Origin of the sequence: Streptomyces sp. NK15101, from assembly GCF_020400725.1 — a bacterium.
Classification (GTDB): Bacteria; Actinomycetota; Actinomycetes; order Streptomycetales; family Streptomycetaceae; genus Streptomyces.
In genome coordinates this window covers 16,452-31,543 of record NZ_JAINVG010000044.1, presented here as the reverse complement: position 1 = coordinate 31,543, position 15,092 = coordinate 16,452, and the positions used below count along the sequence as shown (strand labels likewise).

General features: G+C 73.0%; 12 protein-coding genes. 5 read left to right on the top strand and 7 right to left on the bottom strand.

The annotated features are described in order from the left end of the window. Positions 1-42: 42 nt before the first annotated feature. The gene (locus K7G60_RS23025) at positions 43-972 is read right to left on the bottom strand and encodes a LysR family transcriptional regulator (protein ID WP_225802823.1); all 930 of its coding nucleotides are present in this window, start codon (positions 970-972) and stop codon (positions 43-45) included. 177 nt (positions 973-1,149) lie between these two features. Next, entirely contained in the window at positions 1,150-3,483 is a 2,334-nt protein-coding gene (locus K7G60_RS23020; protein ID WP_225802822.1) for an FdhF/YdeP family oxidoreductase, read from the bottom strand. Between the two features lie 230 nt (positions 3,484-3,713). Here K7G60_RS23020 and K7G60_RS23015 point away from each other — a divergent pair, with 230 nt between their 5' ends. Continuing rightward, positions 3,714-5,585 carry an FUSC family protein gene (locus K7G60_RS23015; protein ID WP_225802821.1) on the top strand — a complete coding sequence of 624 codons (1,872 nt, stop codon included), beginning with the start codon at positions 3,714-3,716 and terminating at the stop codon, positions 5,583-5,585. Between the two features lie 7 nt (positions 5,586-5,592). Here K7G60_RS23015 and K7G60_RS23010 read toward each other — a convergent pair whose 3' ends face one another. Continuing rightward, positions 5,593-7,776 carry an FdhF/YdeP family oxidoreductase gene (locus tag K7G60_RS23010; protein ID WP_263986214.1) on the bottom strand — a complete coding sequence of 728 codons (2,184 nt, stop codon included), beginning with the start codon at positions 7,774-7,776 and terminating at the stop codon, positions 5,593-5,595. A gap of 360 nt (positions 7,777-8,136) precedes the next feature. Here K7G60_RS23010 and K7G60_RS23005 point away from each other — a divergent pair, with 360 nt between their 5' ends. Genes K7G60_RS23005 through K7G60_RS22995 form a run of 3 tightly spaced genes read left to right on the top strand, consistent with a single transcriptional unit; the run spans position 8,137 to position 10,578 of the window. Next, positions 8,137-9,126, top strand: a complete 990-nt coding sequence (locus K7G60_RS23005) for a Dyp-type peroxidase (protein WP_225802820.1) — start codon at positions 8,137-8,139, stop codon at positions 9,124-9,126. Continuing rightward, complete coding sequence (locus K7G60_RS23000) at positions 9,123-9,938, top strand: family 1 encapsulin nanocompartment shell protein (RefSeq protein WP_225802819.1); 816 nt, start codon at positions 9,123-9,125, stop codon at positions 9,936-9,938. The genes K7G60_RS23005 and K7G60_RS23000 overlap by 4 nt, the downstream gene beginning before the upstream one ends. 4 nt (positions 9,939-9,942) lie before the next feature. Next, positions 9,943-10,578 (top strand): DUF1345 domain-containing protein, encoded by a 636-nt coding sequence (locus K7G60_RS22995; RefSeq protein ID WP_225802818.1) that lies wholly within the window; start codon positions 9,943-9,945, stop codon positions 10,576-10,578. A gap of 12 nt (positions 10,579-10,590) precedes the next feature. Here K7G60_RS22995 and K7G60_RS22990 read toward each other — a convergent pair whose 3' ends face one another. The 3 genes from K7G60_RS22990 to K7G60_RS22980 form a co-directional block, all read right to left on the bottom strand. After that, positions 10,591-11,415, bottom strand: coding sequence for a hypothetical protein (locus tag K7G60_RS22990; protein ID WP_225802817.1), 825 nt, complete (start codon positions 11,413-11,415; stop codon positions 10,591-10,593). Positions 11,416-11,419: 4 nt separating this feature from the next. Then, complete coding sequence (locus K7G60_RS22985) at positions 11,420-11,884, bottom strand: GreA/GreB family elongation factor (RefSeq protein WP_225802816.1); 465 nt, start codon at positions 11,882-11,884, stop codon at positions 11,420-11,422. Positions 11,885-11,983: 99 nt separating this feature from the next. Further along, entirely contained in the window at positions 11,984-13,225 is a 1,242-nt protein-coding gene (locus K7G60_RS22980; protein WP_225802815.1) for a serine hydrolase, read from the bottom strand. A 131-nt stretch (positions 13,226-13,356) separates the two neighbouring features. Between K7G60_RS22980 and K7G60_RS22975 the strand changes: the two genes are divergently transcribed. Next, positions 13,357-14,007, top strand: coding sequence for a 1,4-alpha-glucan branching protein (locus tag K7G60_RS22975; protein WP_225802814.1), 651 nt, complete (start codon positions 13,357-13,359; stop codon positions 14,005-14,007). 7 nt (positions 14,008-14,014) lie between these two features. On the opposite strand, the gene K7G60_RS22970 is transcribed toward K7G60_RS22975, so the two are convergent. Next, positions 14,015-15,088 carry a serine protease gene (locus K7G60_RS22970; RefSeq protein ID WP_225802813.1) on the bottom strand — a complete coding sequence of 358 codons (1,074 nt, stop codon included), beginning with the start codon at positions 15,086-15,088 and terminating at the stop codon, positions 14,015-14,017. Between the last annotated feature and the right edge of the window lie 4 nt (positions 15,089-15,092).

Genomic DNA, 15,092 nt, shown 5'->3' with positions numbered 1-15,092 from the left:
AACCGGGCACGGGGCCGTCCCGAGCGGCCCCGTGCCCCTGCCTCACCTCGGTGCGGAGTCTCCCGGGAGGCGGTCCAGCGTGGCGGCGACGTCGGTGCGGCCCGCGACCTCCCGGAGCGCGCGGGCCAGCCCGGGCTCCGGCTCCCGGACGACCGTCACCAGGCCCATCGACACCGACCGCGCCGGCTCCGTCATCGGCACCGCACGCATGCCGTGCGGCACCCCGAAGACGTGCAGCCACGTGTGCGGCACGATGCTCGTCCAGCCGCCGGTCCGCACATGGGCGAAGAGCGCCGCCACCGAGTCGGTCTCCACCCGCGGCGAGGGCCGCACCCCGGCCTCGGCGAACACCTCGTCGAGCACCTGACGTCCCTGCATGGACCCGGTCAGCAGACAGAGGGGCAGCCGCGAGGCCTCCGCCCAGGTCGCCGTCGTCCGGTGCGCGGGGGCGTCGGCGGTGCCTGTGAGGAGCACGTACCGCTCCTCGTACAGCGGCACCGCCCGGAAGTTCTCCGCGAGCCCCTTGTGCAGGTACGTCACCCCGGCGTCGAGCTCGAAGTCCCGCAGCTGCCGCAGGATGTCCTCCGACCGGAGGTCCGCCGCCACCTCCACGTTCACCAGCGGGTGCGCCAGGCAGAACGGCGCCGTCAGCAGGGCGACCGCACCGGACGCCGTCGGCACCGAACCGATCCTCAGCCGGCCGCTCAGCCCCGTCCGCAGGGCACCGACCTCGCTCTTGAGGGCGTCCCGGTCGGCCAGGAGCCGCTGCGCCCACACCACGACCCGCTCGCCTTCGGGCGTCAGCCCCTCGTACCGGCGGCCGCGCAGGACCAGCGGGACGCCGAGCTCGTCCTCCAGCTTCCGGACCGCCTCCGAGAGCGCCGGCTGGGAGACGTGGCAGACCTGGGCGGCGCGGGCGAAATGGCGCTCCCGCGAGAGGGCCACCAGGTACTCGAGTTGACGGAACAGCACCTCACGGGTCTACCCGACCGCCCGCCGGAACGCCAGTCGGCGCCGCCGTCACCCCACGGCCGCCGGCTCCGCCTCCAGCCGCTCCTCACCGCAGTGGACGTTCATCGACGCACCGCGCAGGAAGCAGGAAACAGGCCATCAGGTCGAAGCCGTCGCCCGGGGTGCGCATCGTCACCGTCAGCGGGCGCCCGCCGACCCGGATCTCCATCGGCCCCTCTCCGGCACGGGGGCACGGGCCGGCTCCAGGCGGACCAGGACGCCCTTGGACGTCGGGCAGTTGCTGATGTCGGCGACGCTGTCCAGCGGCACCAGCACGTTCGTCTCGGGGTAGTACGCCGCCGCGGAGCCCCGGCTCGTGGGGTACGCGACCACCCGGAAGCCCTCCGCGCGCCGCTCCCGGCCGTCGTGCCAGACGCCCACCAGGTCCACGAGCTCGCGGTCGGCGAGGCCGAGGGCGTCGAGGTCCGCCGGGTTGACGAGGACGACCCGGCGGGCGTCGTGGATGCCGCGGTAGCGGTCGTTCGGGGCGTACCAGACGGTGTTCCACTGGTCGTGCGAGCGCAGGGTCTGCAGCAGCAGGTGCCCCTCGGGGACGTGCGGCATCGTGAACGCGTTGCGGGTGAAGACGGCCTTCCCGCTCGGGGTGGGGAAGACCCCGTGGTTCACCGGATGGGGCAGGTGGAAGCCGCCCGGCCGGGCCGCGCGCGCGTTGAAGTCCTCGAAACCGGGCACGACCCGGGAGATCCGGTCCCGGACGGTGCCGTAGTCGCGCTCGAACTCCTCCCAGGGGACGTCCGGTTCGTCACCGAGGGTCCGGCGGGCGAGACGCGCGACGATCGCGACCTCGCTGAGCAGGCCGGGGGAGGCGGGCGGCAGCTTGCCCCGGGAGGCGTGGACGTCGCTCATGGAGTCCTCGACGGTGACGAACTGCTCGACCCCGCCCTGCACGTCCCGGTCGCTGCGGCCCAGCGTGGGCAGGATGAGGGCGGTCTCGCCGCAGACCGTGTGGGAGCGGTTGAGCTTGGTGGAGACGTGCGCGGTGAGCCGGCACCGCCGCATCGCCTCCTCGGTGACCGCGCTGTCGGGGGCGGCCCGGACGAAGTTGCCGGCGACGCCCAGGAAGACCTTGGCGCGCCCCTCGTGCATGGCGCGGATGCCGTTCACCGCGTCCAGGCCGTGACGGGCGGGCGGGGTGAAGCCGAACTCCCGCCCCAGGGCGTCGAGGAAGCCCTGCGGCATCCGCTCCCACACGCCCATCGTGCGGTCGCCCTGCACGTTGCTGTGGCCGCGCACCGGGCACACGCCCGCGCCGGGCCTGCCGATGTTGCCGCGCGCGAGGAGGAAGTTGACGACCTCGCGGATCGTGGGGACGCCGTGCTTGTGCTGGGTGAGGCCCATCGCCCAGCACACGATGATCCGCTCGCTGCGCAGCACCCGCTCGAAGACCTCCTGGATCTCCTCCCGGGACAGCCCGGTCGCCCTCAGGACGTCCTCCCAGGAGATCCGCCGCGCGTGCTCGGCGAAGTCGGCGAAACCGGTGGTGTTCCGCTCGATGAAGCCGCGGTCGAGGACGGTGCCGGGAGCGGCGTCCTCGGCCTCCAGGAGCAACCGGTTCAGGGCCTGGAAGAGGGCGAGGTCGCCGCCGGCGCGGATGTGCAGGAACTGGTCGGCGATCGGCGTGCCGCGGCCGATGATCCCGCGGGCCTTCTGCGGGTGCTTGAAGCGCATGAGCCCGGCCTCGGGCAGCGTGTTCACGGCCACGACCTGCCCGCCGTTGCGCTTGGTCTCCTCCAGGGCCGACAGCATCCGGGGGTGGTTGGTGCCCGGGTTCTGTCCCACGACGAAGACCAGGTCGGAGTGGTGGATGTCGTCCAGGGAGACGCTGCCCTTGCCGACGCCCAGCGTCTCCGACAGCGCGGAACCGCTCGACTCGTGGCACATGTTGGAGCAGTCCGGCAGGTTGTTCGTGCCGTACGCGCGGGCGAAGAGCTGGAGGAGGAACGCGGCCTCGTTGTTCAGCCGGCCGGAGACGTAGAAGAGGGCCTCGTCGGGGGAGGCGAGCGCTTTGAGCTCGCCGGCGAGCAGACCGAGCGCCTCGTCCCAGTCGATCGGCTCGTAGTGCGTCGCACCGGGCCGCTTCACCATCGGCTCGGTGAGCCGGCCCTGCTGGTTCAGCCGGTAGTCGGACATGCCGTCGAGCTCCGCGATCGAGTGCTCGCGGAAGAAGTCCCTCGTGACGCGCCGCGAGGTGGCCTCGTCGTTGATGTGCTTGGCGCCGTTCTCGCAGTACTCGTTCCGGTGCCGCTCGCCCGGCGCCGGCTCCGGCCAGGCGCAGCCCGGACAGTCGATGCCCTTGGGCTGGTTGACGTTCAGCAGCGTCAGCGCGGTGCGCCGCGGGGACGTCTGGCTCAGCGAGTACTCCAGCGCGTGCGTCACGGCGGGCAGTCCCGTCGCCCAGGTCTTCGGCGGGGTGACCTTCAGGTCGTCGACCGGGTCCTCTATGCCGCTCATGCTCTGGTCCGCCTCATTTCCTCGCACATATCGGATTCTCGCCGCAGAGCAGATTCGGCCCGTTCCGGAGCGAAGTCAAAGAGATGTTTTCGATGAGCTGAGAGGTGCGGCCTATCGCTCGCTTTTTCATGCGGCTGACCAGCCCGAAAAGCCCGGACGGGCGATGCCTATGACGTCATCGGAAATGCCTCTTTGACTCGCGAAAGGAATTCGCCGAGGGTGATCGGGTCATGAATTCCTGTCGCCGGCGCCCGCCGGGCGGACCGCGGCGCGCCGCCGCCCGTCTGGGGCGGGCCCTCTCCCCGAGGGGCGCGCTCGCCCTGCAGGGCGTGGACGGCGCCCTGTCCTTCGCCCTGCGCGCCGCGCTCGCCATGGCGCTGCCCGCGCTTCCGATGGCGCTCGCGGGGCGGGCCGACCAGGCCGTCTGCGCCATGCTGGGGTCCTTCACCACCACCTTCGGCCGCAACCTGCCCTACGCGCGCCGCGCCCGTGTGCTCGCCGTCGTCGCCGTGGCGATGACCGCCTGCGTCGGCTGCGGCGCGGCGCTCGCCGCCCGGGCGCAGCCCCGGGACGGGGGAGCGGGCGCCGCGCTGACGGTCGTGGCCACGGCTCTGGTCGCCGGGCTCGCGAAGTCCGCCTGCGACGCGGCCCGGCTGGGCGGCCTCGGCGCGGTGCTGCTGCTGTTCTCCTTCGCGGTCGCCGCCAACGGCGCCCCGTCCCCCGCCGACGTCCTGCCCCGGGCCGGCCTGGCCGCGTGCGGGGCAGCCGTCGCCTGGGTCCTCGCCGTGGCGGGCTTCCTCGTACATCCGGACCGTCCGCAGAGGCTCGCCGTCGCCGCCGCGCTCCGCGAGCTCGCGGAGCTGTGGGAGGCGGGCGGCGGGACCGGGCCCGTACGGCACCGGGCGACCGCCGCCGTCCTCCAGGCGTACCGCACGCTCGGTGTCCTGCCCCCGTCGGGCGCCGAGCGGCGCGGGCGGGGCGACACCTGCGTACGCCTCGCCGACCTGTCCTGGTCGCTGCTCGTCGGCTCGACCCGTCGTCCGCCGGACGACCCCGCCGGCCTGGCCCGCATCCTGCGCCGCCAGGCCGGGCTGCTCGCGGCCCGCCGCCGACGGGCCCCGCGGATCCTGCCCGACCTGATGCTCCCCGTCCCGCTCGCCCGGGCCGGCACATCCGCCCGGCCGGGCCCCGACGGCGAGGCGGCCGGAGCCGGGACGTCCGTCCACGGACCCGTATCTGCACCCGGTCCGGGACCCGCCCCCGGACCGGGGCCGGGGCCCAGACCTGGGCCTGGACCCGGACCGAGACCGGGCCCCGTGCCGGTCGATCCGACCACCCTGCGCGCCGCCGAACTCCGCGCCGCCGCCCTGGTGACGGGACCGGTCCACGGCCGCGCGGCGGTCCTCCTGGTGCCGGCCCTGCGGATGGTCCTCGGCACCGGCCTCGCGGGCGGGGCGGCCCTCCTCCTGGGCCTCGGGCACGGCTACTGGGCGGCGATCTCCGCCGCCGCCGTCCTCCACTCGGTCAACGTGCGGACGGCGGCCCAGCGGGCCGTGCAGCGCACCCTCGGCACGGTCGCGGGCCTGCTGCTCGCCCTCGGCGTCCTCGCCCTGGGCCCCGAGCCCGTGGCGCTCGTCCTGGTGATCGTGCTCCTCGAGTTCCTCCTGGAGTACGTCGTCGCCCGCAACTACGGCCTCGGCGTCGTCTTCCTCACCCCGCTGGCGCTACTCCTGACCGATCTGGCCGCCCCCGCCCCGCCCGGGACCCTCGTGCGGGACCGGGCGCTGAGCAGCGTGCTCGGGGTCGGCGTCGCGCTCGGCTGCGCGCTGATCGTGGTCCACGACCGGGCGGCCGTACGGGCGGAGCGCGCCCTCGCCGCCTGCACGGCGGCGTCGGAGCGGGCCGAACGGGCCCTGGGGGAAGGGGCCGTGCGGTCGTTCCCGCTCGTACAGGCGCGGCTCGCGGCGGCCGCGGTGGAGCTGCGGGAGGCCGACGACGCCGCGGCGGGCGAGTTGTGGCCGGCCGAGATCGACCCCACCGAGCTCGCCGCCGCCGAGCGGCGCGCGTACCTCCTCCTGGACCGGCTGGCCCGCCGGTGGTGACCGGACGTCAGGAAGCGGGCTCGATCGTCACCTTGACGTGCTTCATGATCGGCTGGTCGCTCTGGGTGCTGTAGTCGCCCAGGGCGCACAGCACGTTCATCTCCGGCATGTAGCCGGCCGCGCAGCCGCGCGGGATGTCGTACGGGACGGCGAGGTAGCCGTTCAGATGCCGTCGGCTGCCGTCCTTGGCGGTGCTCGTGATGTCGACGGGGGCCATGTCGGCGATCCCGCGCTCGCGCATGTCCGCCCGGTTCATGAAGACCAGCGTGCGGAGGTTCTCGATGCCCCGGTAGCGGTCGTTGTCGGAGTAGATCGTGGTGTTCCACTGGTCGTGGGAGCGCATCGTGCCCAGGGCCAGGACGCCGGGCTCCGGAAGCACGTCCGGCAGGGGCGGGCTCGCGAACTCGGCCTTGCCGGACGGGGTGCGGAAGACCAGTTCGCGGGCGGGCTGCTTGATGCGGAAGCCGAGGGGGAGCCGTACGCGCCGGTTGAAGTCCTCGAAGCCGTCGAGGACCTTCGCCATGGTGTCGCGGATGCGGTCGTAGTCCTCGACGTACCACTCCCAGGGCGTGGCGCTGTCCGGCAGCGCGGCCCGCGCCATGCCCGCGATGATCGCCGGTTCGGAGAGCAGGTGCGGCGAGGCGGGCCGCTTCATGCCGACGGACAGGTGCACCATGCTCATCGAGTCCTCGACCGAGGTGCTCTGGATCCCCTTGCGCTGGTGGTCCTTCTCGGTCCGGCCGAGGCAGGGCAGGATGAGGGCCCGGCGGCCGTGCACGACGTGGCTGCGGTTCAGCTTGGTGCTGACCTGGACGGTGAGCTCGCACCTGCGCAGCGCCTCGTAGGTGTACGGGGTGTCCGGAGCCGCCAGGGCGAAGTTGCCGCCCATGCCGACGAACACCTTCACGTCGCCGTCGTGCATCGCCTTGATGGTGCCGACGGTGTCCAGACCGTGTGCCCGGGGCGGCTCGATCCCGCAGACCTCGGCGAGCCGGTCGAGGAACTCCTCGCCGGGGCGGTGGTCGATGCCGCAGGTGCGGTTGCCCTGGACGTTGCTGTGGCCGCGCACCGGGGAGGGGCCCGCGCCCTCCCGGCCCAGGTTGCCGCGGAGGAGCAGCAGGTTGACGATCTCCCGGACGGTGTCGACGCCGTGCTCGTGCTGGGTGATGCCCAGGCACCAGCTGATGATCGAACGGTCGGCCTCGCGGTAGACCCGCGCCGCCTCGAGGACGTCCGCGCGGCTCAGCCCGGACTGTGTCTCGATCTCCTCCCACGAGGTCGCCTCGCACACCGCCCTGTACTCCTCGAAGCCGGTCGTGTGCCGTTCGACGAACTCCTGGTCCAGCGCCTTGGGATCGGTCGCCGACTGCTCCAGGATCGCCTTGGCCATCCCGCGGATGAGCGCCATGTCGCCGCCGATGCGCACCTGGAGGTCGAGCGTGGACGTCTTCGTGGCGTGGAAGGTCGCCATGTCCTTGAAGTCGTGCGGGATGATCGCCCGCCTGGCGGCGGCCTCGACGAGCGGGTTGACGTGCACGATCTGCGCGCCCCGGGAGTGGGCCTCGGTGAGGGCGGTGAGCATGCGGGGGGCGTTGGAGGCGGCGTTGACCCCCATGATGAACAGCGCGTCGGCGGTCTCCCAGTCGGCCAGGTCGACGGTGCCCTTGCCGGTGCCGAGCGACGCCTGCATGGCCCTGCCGCTGGCCTCGTGGCACATGTTGGAGCAGTCGGGAAGGTTGTTCGTGCCCAGCTCGCGGGCCATCAGCTGGTAGAGGAAGGTGGCCTCGTTGCCCAGCCGGCCCGAGGTGTAGAACGAGGCCTGGTCCGGGTCCTCCAGCTCGCGCAGGGTGCTGCCGACGAGCGCGAAGGCGTCCTTCCAGGAGATCGGGACGTAGTGGTCCGACACCGGGTCGTACACCATCGGCTCGGTCAGCCGGCCCTCGTTCTCCAGGTCGTAGTCCGTCCAGCCGGCCAGCTCGGTCACCGAGTGGGCGGCGAAGAAGTCGCGCCCGACCCGCTTGCGGGTCATCTCCCAGGTGACGTGCTTGATGCCGTTCTCACAGATGTCCAGGTGCAGGCCCTTGGTGTCGTCCGGCCAGGCGCACCCGGGGCAGTCGAAGCCCGTGTTCTCGTGGTTCATCTTCATGACCGCGCGCGGGCCGTCCACCGGAAGGGCGCCCTCGCGCACCATGAACCGGGTCACGCTCTTCGCCGCGCCCCAGCCCGCCGCCGGATGGTGGTACGGGCGGAACGAAGGCTCTCCCTCGGGCTCCGGGCCCACCCGGTGCTCCGGGGCCACCCGATCGTCCGGGGCGGGGTCCCCGTCCCGGGTGGGGTTCTTGTCCTGGTCGGTGCTCAAGGCGCTTCACCCTCTCGCCCTGCGGACGCATGGGCATGATGGGACAAAGGGACCCCTTCGGGCAGGCTAAGCCCGCCGTCCGGCGCCCGCCACCCCACGGGTGACGGGTGTCCGGGCTGCGTACCGGATCATGCGCACCTACGCTGGCGCTGTCCCTTTCCTCCGTATTTTCCGATCTCTCGTGGGAGCGTCATGGTCGTACCCCAGCCCGTCGTCACCCCGCCCTCGGGGGCGGCCGTCTTCCTGGTGGCCACCGTCAACCCGGGCGGTGAGACCGCGGTGCGGGAGGCGCTCCAGGACCTCTCGGGACTGACCCGTTCGGTGGCGTTCCGCGCCCCCGACTCGTACCTCAGCTGCGTCGCCGGCATCGGCTCCGAGGGGTGGGACCGGCTGGTCGGGGGACCCCGCCCCCGCGAGCTGCACCCCTTCCCGCCGCTGCGGGGACCACGCCACCGCGCCCCGGCCACCCCCGGCGACCTCCTCTTCCACCTGCGCGCCCGCCGCCTGGACCTCTGCTTCGAACTGGCCAGGCACATCGTGGCCGCCCTCGGCACCGCGGTGACCGTCGTCGACGAGGTGCACGGCTTCGCGTACTTCGACGACCGCGACCTGCTGGGCTTCGTCGACGGCAGCGAGAACCCCGAGGGGGCGACGGCCGCCGACGCGGTCCACATCGGCGACGAGGACCCGGACTTCCGGGGCGGCAGCTACGTGGTGGTCCAGAAGTACGTGCACGACATGGCCGCCTGGGACGCGCTCACCGTCGAGCAGCAGGAGCGCGTCATCGGGCGCAACAAGGGGTCCAACATCGAACTGTCCGACGACGTCAAGCCCGCCGACTCGCACGTCACGCTGAACACCGTCACCGACGAGGACGGCGTCCAGCAGCAGATCTTCCGCGCGAACATGCCGTTCGGCCAGGTCGGCACCGGCGAGTTCGGCACCTACTTCATCGGCTACGCGCGGACGCCCGCCGTGACCGAGCGGATGCTCCGCAACATGTTCCTCGGCGATCCCCCCGGCACCACGGACCGCATCCTCGACTTCTCCCGGGCCGTGACCGGCGGCCTCTTCTTCGTGCCGAGCGCCGACCTGCTCGACGACCTCCCCGCCCCGCCGGCCGCCGCGGCACCCGGGGAGACCCTGGGCATCGGCAGCCTGAAAGGAGCCCTCGCCCCATGACGCCCCCCGAGTCCACCAGCAACCTCCACCGCGAACTCGCCCCGATCACCACGGCCGCCTGGGCCGAGATCGAGGAGGAGGCCCGCCGCACCTTCCGCCGCAACGTCGCGGGCCGCCGCGTCGTCGACGTCCCCGACCCGGCCGGACCGGAGCTCTCGGCCGTCGGCACGGGGCACCTCTCCGACCTGGGGGCGCCCGCGCCCGGCGTCAGGGCACGGCTGCGCGAGGCGCGGCCCCTCGTCGAGGTCCGGGTGCCGTTCACCGTCGACCGGGCCGCCGTCGACGACGTCGAGCGCGGCTCCAAGGACTCCGACTGGCAGCCCGTCAAGGACGCGGCCCGCTCCCTGGCGCTCATCGAGGACCGCATGGTCTTCGAGGGATACGAGGCCGCCGGCGTCGAGGGGCTGCGCGGCCGCAGCTCCAACCCGGTGCTGCGACTGCCGACCGAACCCCGCGACTATCCCGACGCGGTCAGCCGGGCCCTCACCGCCCTGCGGCTCGCCGGCGTCGACGGACCGTACGCCCTGCTGCTCGGCGCCGACCAGTACCGGGCGGTCAGCGAGACCTCCGACCACGGCTACCCGATCGCGGCCCACCTCGCCCGGATGCTCGACGGGTCCCCGATCTGGGCGCCCGCCCTCGACGGCGGCTTCGTCCTCTCCACCCGGGGCGGCGACTTCGAACTGCGCATCGGCCAGGACGTGGCGATCGGCTACACCGCGCACGACGCGACCACCGTGGAGCTGTACCTCCAGGAGACCCTGACCTTCCTCGCCTACACGGACGAGGCCGTCGTCGTCCTGGAGCCCTGAGCCGATGGGCCGACGGCTCCTCGGCGCCGTGCCCCGGCTCGCCGCCTCGGCACTCGCCGGGGCGGCGGCCGGCGCGGTCGTCGCCGCCCTGACCCACGCCCCGCTGGGCGTCCTCGCCGGCATCGCCGCGGCCGAGACCCTCTTCGTCGTCACCGGCTGGATCGTCCTGTGGCCCATGGACGCCGCCACGACGCACCACAACGTCCGGCGCGAGGAGTTCCGGCCCGTCGTCGAGGAGCTCGTCGTCGTCGCGACCTCCCTGTGCGGGCTCGTCGGCATCGTCGTGCTGCTCCTGGTCGGCCACACCGACCTGAGCCACGCGGCGGCCGCGACGGCGCTCTGCGGCGTCTTCATGGCCTGGGGGGCGCTCCACCTCATGTACGCCACCCGGTACGCGTACCTCTACTACGCCCCGAAACCCGGGGGCGGGATCGACTTCAACTCCCAGGCTCCGCCGAAGTACAGCGACTTCCTGTACTTCAGCTTCAACCTCGGCATGACCTACCAGGTCTCCGACACGAACGTCTCCAGCCCCACCGTCCGGGCGGTCGTCCTGCGGCACTGCCTGCTGCCGTACCTCTTCGGGGCGAGCATCCTGGCCACCACCATCAACCTCGTCAACGGGATCGTCACGGGCTGACCGGCGCGGCCGTCAGCGACGCCACCACGGCTCGCGCACGTAGCGGCTCCCGTCGCTCGTGCAGCCGAGCCCGTTGGAGATCTGTCCGGAGTTCAGGTTCCAGCCGACCACGCCGTCCCCCTCGCGGCTCAGCTCGATCAGACGGTCGTTCCCGGTCCGTCCGCCCTCCGCCACGCGGCACTCGACGATCGACGTCCACGCCTGCCCGTCGAGCGCCGAGACGAACGCCAGGAACGGCAGCACGACCACCGTCAGGGACAACGCCGCCCACTGCTCCACACCGGCGGCCCTGCGCAGCCAGGAGGGCGGCCGGTAGCCGGGATCGACGTACCCGGCCCGGTCCCGTTCGTGCCGGTGGTGCGGGCGGCGCCGTCCCGTGCGGTGCTCCACGACCACGCCCTGGCGCAGCGCGAAGGCGGCGAGCCCGGTGGCGAGCCCCCACCACGGCCCGAAGAAACAGGCGTCGATGACCCCGACGGCGATCGGGTTGACGAGCGTGAGCGCCGCCCGCCGCACGGCCCGCGCCGTCCCGCCGCCGAGGGGGACCGCCCCGCGCGCGGCGAACAGGGCGAAGACCACCCGGGAGACGACGACGCCGAGGACGGACCCGAGCAGCGGGTCCGTGATCACCATGCCGACGAGGACGTCCGGCCAGTTCGCCGGCTCCATGCCCACCAGCACGTCGCGCACGGCGTCGCCGCCGCCGACCGTGTACGCCAACTTGGTGACGGGCACCGCGAGGGCCAGTGCCACCAGGACGGTGTGCCCCGGGCCGCCCTTGCGGTCGGCCTCCCGGATCTCCTGACGGCCGGGCCCGGAGGCGGCGGCTTCCGGCACACCGTCAGCCGAGCGAGAGCACGACCGCGGTCGTCCGGCCCTCGGGTGTCTCGTACGTGACGGTGTCGCCGGCGCCGTGGCCGAGCAGGGCTCGGCCGAGCGGGCTGTCCGCGGTGACCAGGGTCGCGTCCAGGGCGTTCGCGAGCTCGCCGATCTGCACGGTCGACTCGGTGCCGTCCTCGAACCGCACGGTCACGGTGCTGCCCACGCCGACCGCGTCGGAGGACGGAGCCGGCGCGGCGGATCCCTCCCGGAGCCGTCCCTCGATCTCCTGGATGTCGGCGTTCAGGCGGTCGAGGTCGTCGGCGCGCTGCAACTCGTCGGCCTGGTCGGCCCGGTCGCCGACCTCGTCGCCACCGCCGTCCCGCAGGGTGGCGGCGACGGCCTCCCGTTCGGCGCGCAGCTCGGCGAGCTCGCGTTCGAGTTCCTCGCGGGCGACGGCGCTGATGGGCTCGGGTCCACCGGTCATTGCTGCTCCCGATTCTGCGGCGGCACGAACGACTGCCGGGGGATCATTCAGGACAAAGAGGAGATTAACAGGCGGGTGGTCGTGGGGTGGGGACGCGCGTCAGCTTCCGCTCGGACTCGGCTTGGGCTCCGTCGCCGGGATGTCGAAGACGTGGTCCGGTGTCACGACGCGGGTGACGGCCCGGCCGAAGAGCGTGCTGGGCTCGTTGCCGTCGTGCAGGACGTCCGTGTTGAGCAGGACGACCAGCGTGGCCCTGGCCTCCGGAAGGTAGATCGTGAGCGACTCGTAGCCCGGCAGGGAGCCGTTGTGGCCGATCCAGCCCTGGACGTCGAAGATGCCGAGGCCGTAACCGGCGCCGGCGAGACCGGTGGGGTACGTCTTCAGCCGCTCGGCCTGAGTCTTCGGGGTCAGCAGGGTCCCGGTCGCGACCACCCTGGCCCAGGTGCGCAGGTCCTGGAGGTTCGAGATCATCGCACCGGCCGCCCAGCCCCAGGAGGGGTTCCAGTCGGTGGAGTCCTCCAGCTTGCCCGAGGCGGTCTGCACGGTGTAGCCGTGGGCGTGCGGGTTCGGGAACGCGGCGTCCGTCGGGAAGACCGTGTGGCGCAGGCCCGCGGGGGCGAGGACGTTCTTCCGGACGAACTCGTCCAGCGGCGTCCCGCTGACCTTCTCGACGACGAGCCCGAGCAGGATCAGGTTCGTGTTGCAGTAGTCGAACTCGGCTCCCGGCTGGAACTGGACCGGGTGCTTGAACGAGTAGGCGAGCAGCTCCTGCGGGGTGAAAGGCCGGTCGGGGTTCGACGTGAGCGCCTTGTAGAAGCCCTCGTCCGCCGAGTAGTTGAAGAGGCCGCTGCGCATGGACGCCAGGTTGCGCAGGGTGATTTCGTCGCCGTTCGGCACGCCGTCGACGTACTTCGAGATCGGGTCGTCCACGCTCACCTTCCCCCGGTCGACCAGTTCGAGCAGGGCGGTCACGGTGAACGTCTTGGTCTCGCTGCCGATCCGCATGTAGAGCCCCGGGTCCATGGGCTGCCCGGTGGCCTTGTCGGCGACCCCGAAGGAGCGGATGTACGTGCCCTTGCCGGGCGCCGAGAGACCGACGGTGACGCCCGGGACGCCCGTCTCCTTCATCACGTCCCGGACCGCCCGGTCCAGGCGGGCGGCGACGGCCGGGGTGAGTTCCGGAAAGCCCGCGTCCGCCGAGGGGGACGGGGATGCCACCAGGGCGACGGGGGCGGGCGCTTCGGCCGCGAGGGCCGCGCCCGTGCCCACGGGGACGACGAGGACCCCCAGGGTCGCGAAGGTCGCGCAGACGCGCCGGATCCGTGTGTGCGAGTACCTCACGGCGGGCCTCCTGCCGGCCGGGACAACACTCCACCTCCAGGCTAGGTCGCCGTGGAGGCCCTCGCACCGCGACCCGTTCCGTCTGTTAGGTTGCGGTCCTTCGGCGACGGACCGAGAGGGAGAAGCGCACCATGGCGGTCATCCACCACACCACGATGCAGCCCACCAAGCTGGAGCTGCTCGCCTCCTGGCTGCCCACCCGCGCCTGGTACGCCGGTGGAGCCGGGGAACCGCGGCCGGCCAGGGCGGGCGGCTTCCGGCTGGACGACCCCGCCGGCGAGGTGGGCATCGAGTTCATGGTCGTCACCGACGGCACCGGACCGGACGCGGTCGCCTACCTGGTCCCGATGACCTACCGGGGCGCGCCCCTGGAAGGCGCCGAGCACGCCCTCATCGGCACCTCGGAACACGGCGTCCTCGGCACGCGCTGGATCTACGACGGAACCCACGACCCGGTGCTCGTCGCCCAGTTGTACGCCCTGCTCGCCGGCCGGGCCGAGGCGCAGCACCAGTCCGTCGACGACACGGCCGACCCCACCGTCTCCGCCTCGCTCGCCCCCGCCGGCACCGACGCGGAACCCGTACGGGTCACGGAGGGCGCCGACCACACCGACGTGGAGGTACGGGAGACCGGCGCGGCCGCACCGCTGACGCTCCGGGTGCGGCGCGTGCTGCGCCCCGGCACGGACGGCACACCGGCCCGCGGTCGGGTCACGGCCGAATGGCGCCTTCCCGACGGGACCGCCGCCCGCGGGACGTTCACCGTGGCCCTCGCCGAGTAGGGGCCGTTCAGACCCAGTTGACCTCCGCCTTCTCCAGCAGCGGGTCGTCCACCAGTTCCCAGAGCGGGACGGCGAAGTTGCCCGTGCGGTAGCGGCCGCCGAAGTGCAGCCCCAGGACCCGGTGGTCGACGAGGTCGAAGACCGGGGAGCCGCTGTTGCCGCCGAGCGTCGAGCAGTCGTGCTTCATCACCAGGCCGCCCGGGGTGAACTCGGTGGCCGCCCCCGGCTGGAGCCGCTTCACGTTGTAGACGTCCATGAAGATCCGGCGCATCGACTCGGGCTCGTTGCGCCGGCCGTCCCAGGCCGGGTAGCCGATCACGTACACCGGGCGGCCCGGCAGGCTCGCGGGCGCGTCCGCCGCGACCGCGAGCGGCGTCGGCAGGCCGTCCTCGGCCGAGGGCTCGACGCGGAGCAGGGCCATGTCGACGTCGGGGTGGATGCCGATGACGTCGGTGATCTCGTACGGCACCGAGGGCCCGGGCGGCTCGCCCTCGAGGGGCAGCTCCTCCGCCGGGTCGACCCGCGCCGACATGCCGAACTCCAGCATCCAGCGTTCGCCCTCCAGACGGCTGAACTCCGCCGCCACGTGGCGGTTCGTCATCACCGTGCGCGGACCGACCAGGAACGCCGTGCCGATCCAGTCCAGACTGGGGTGCCCGGTCACCTCGACCCGGCCGACCCGCGCGAGCGACTCCCGGATCGCGGGCCGCTGCGGCTCCAGGACCGCCCACTCGTCGTGCTGCGGGGCGAAGTCCTGGCGCTGGACCAGGATCGCGGGCCGGCCCTCCAGGAGGACGATCGCCTCCACGCCGAAGACCTCGCCCTCGTCGAGCTCGTCCTCGCGGTGCCCGGCCAGCTTCTCCAGACCGCTGACCCCCGCCTCCAGGACGCGGGCCCGCTCGTCGCGGGCGAAGCGGGAGATCTCGGCCGCCGGCGCCGCGCCGGCGGGCAGTTCGAGCGCGGACTCGACGATCTCCGCCTCCAGTTCCGCGCGCACCCGCGCGGCCACCTCCCGCAGATCACCGAAGATCCGCTCGGTACCGGTCGCCACCGGCGACACGCTCCGTGGTCCGTTCGGCATGGTC

Bases quoted from the DNA above. Each gene is read 5' to 3' on its own strand.
- K7G60_RS22975 (WP_225802814.1), top strand. From the start codon at position 13,357: ATGGCGGTCATCCACCACACCACGATGCAGCCCACCAAGCTGGAGCTG.
- K7G60_RS22970 (WP_225802813.1), bottom strand. From the start codon at position 15,088: ATGCCGAACGGACCACGGAGCGTGTCGCCGGTGGCGACCGGTACCGAG.
- K7G60_RS23020 (WP_225802822.1), bottom strand. From the start codon at position 3,483: ATGAGCGGCATAGAGGACCCGGTCGACGACCTGAAGGTCACCCCGCCG.
- K7G60_RS23000 (WP_225802819.1), top strand. From the start codon at position 9,123: ATGACGCCCCCCGAGTCCACCAGCAACCTCCACCGCGAACTCGCCCCG.
- K7G60_RS23010 (WP_263986214.1), bottom strand. From the start codon at position 7,776: ATGGTGCGCGAGGGCGCCCTTCCGGTGGACGGCCCGCGCGCGGTCATG.
- K7G60_RS22985 (WP_225802816.1), bottom strand. From the start codon at position 11,884: ATGACCGGTGGACCCGAGCCCATCAGCGCCGTCGCCCGCGAGGAACTC.
- K7G60_RS23005 (WP_225802820.1), top strand. From the start codon at position 8,137: ATGGTCGTACCCCAGCCCGTCGTCACCCCGCCCTCGGGGGCGGCCGTC.
- K7G60_RS23015 (WP_225802821.1), top strand. From the start codon at position 3,714: ATGAATTCCTGTCGCCGGCGCCCGCCGGGCGGACCGCGGCGCGCCGCC.
- K7G60_RS22995 (WP_225802818.1), top strand. From the start codon at position 9,943: ATGGGCCGACGGCTCCTCGGCGCCGTGCCCCGGCTCGCCGCCTCGGCA.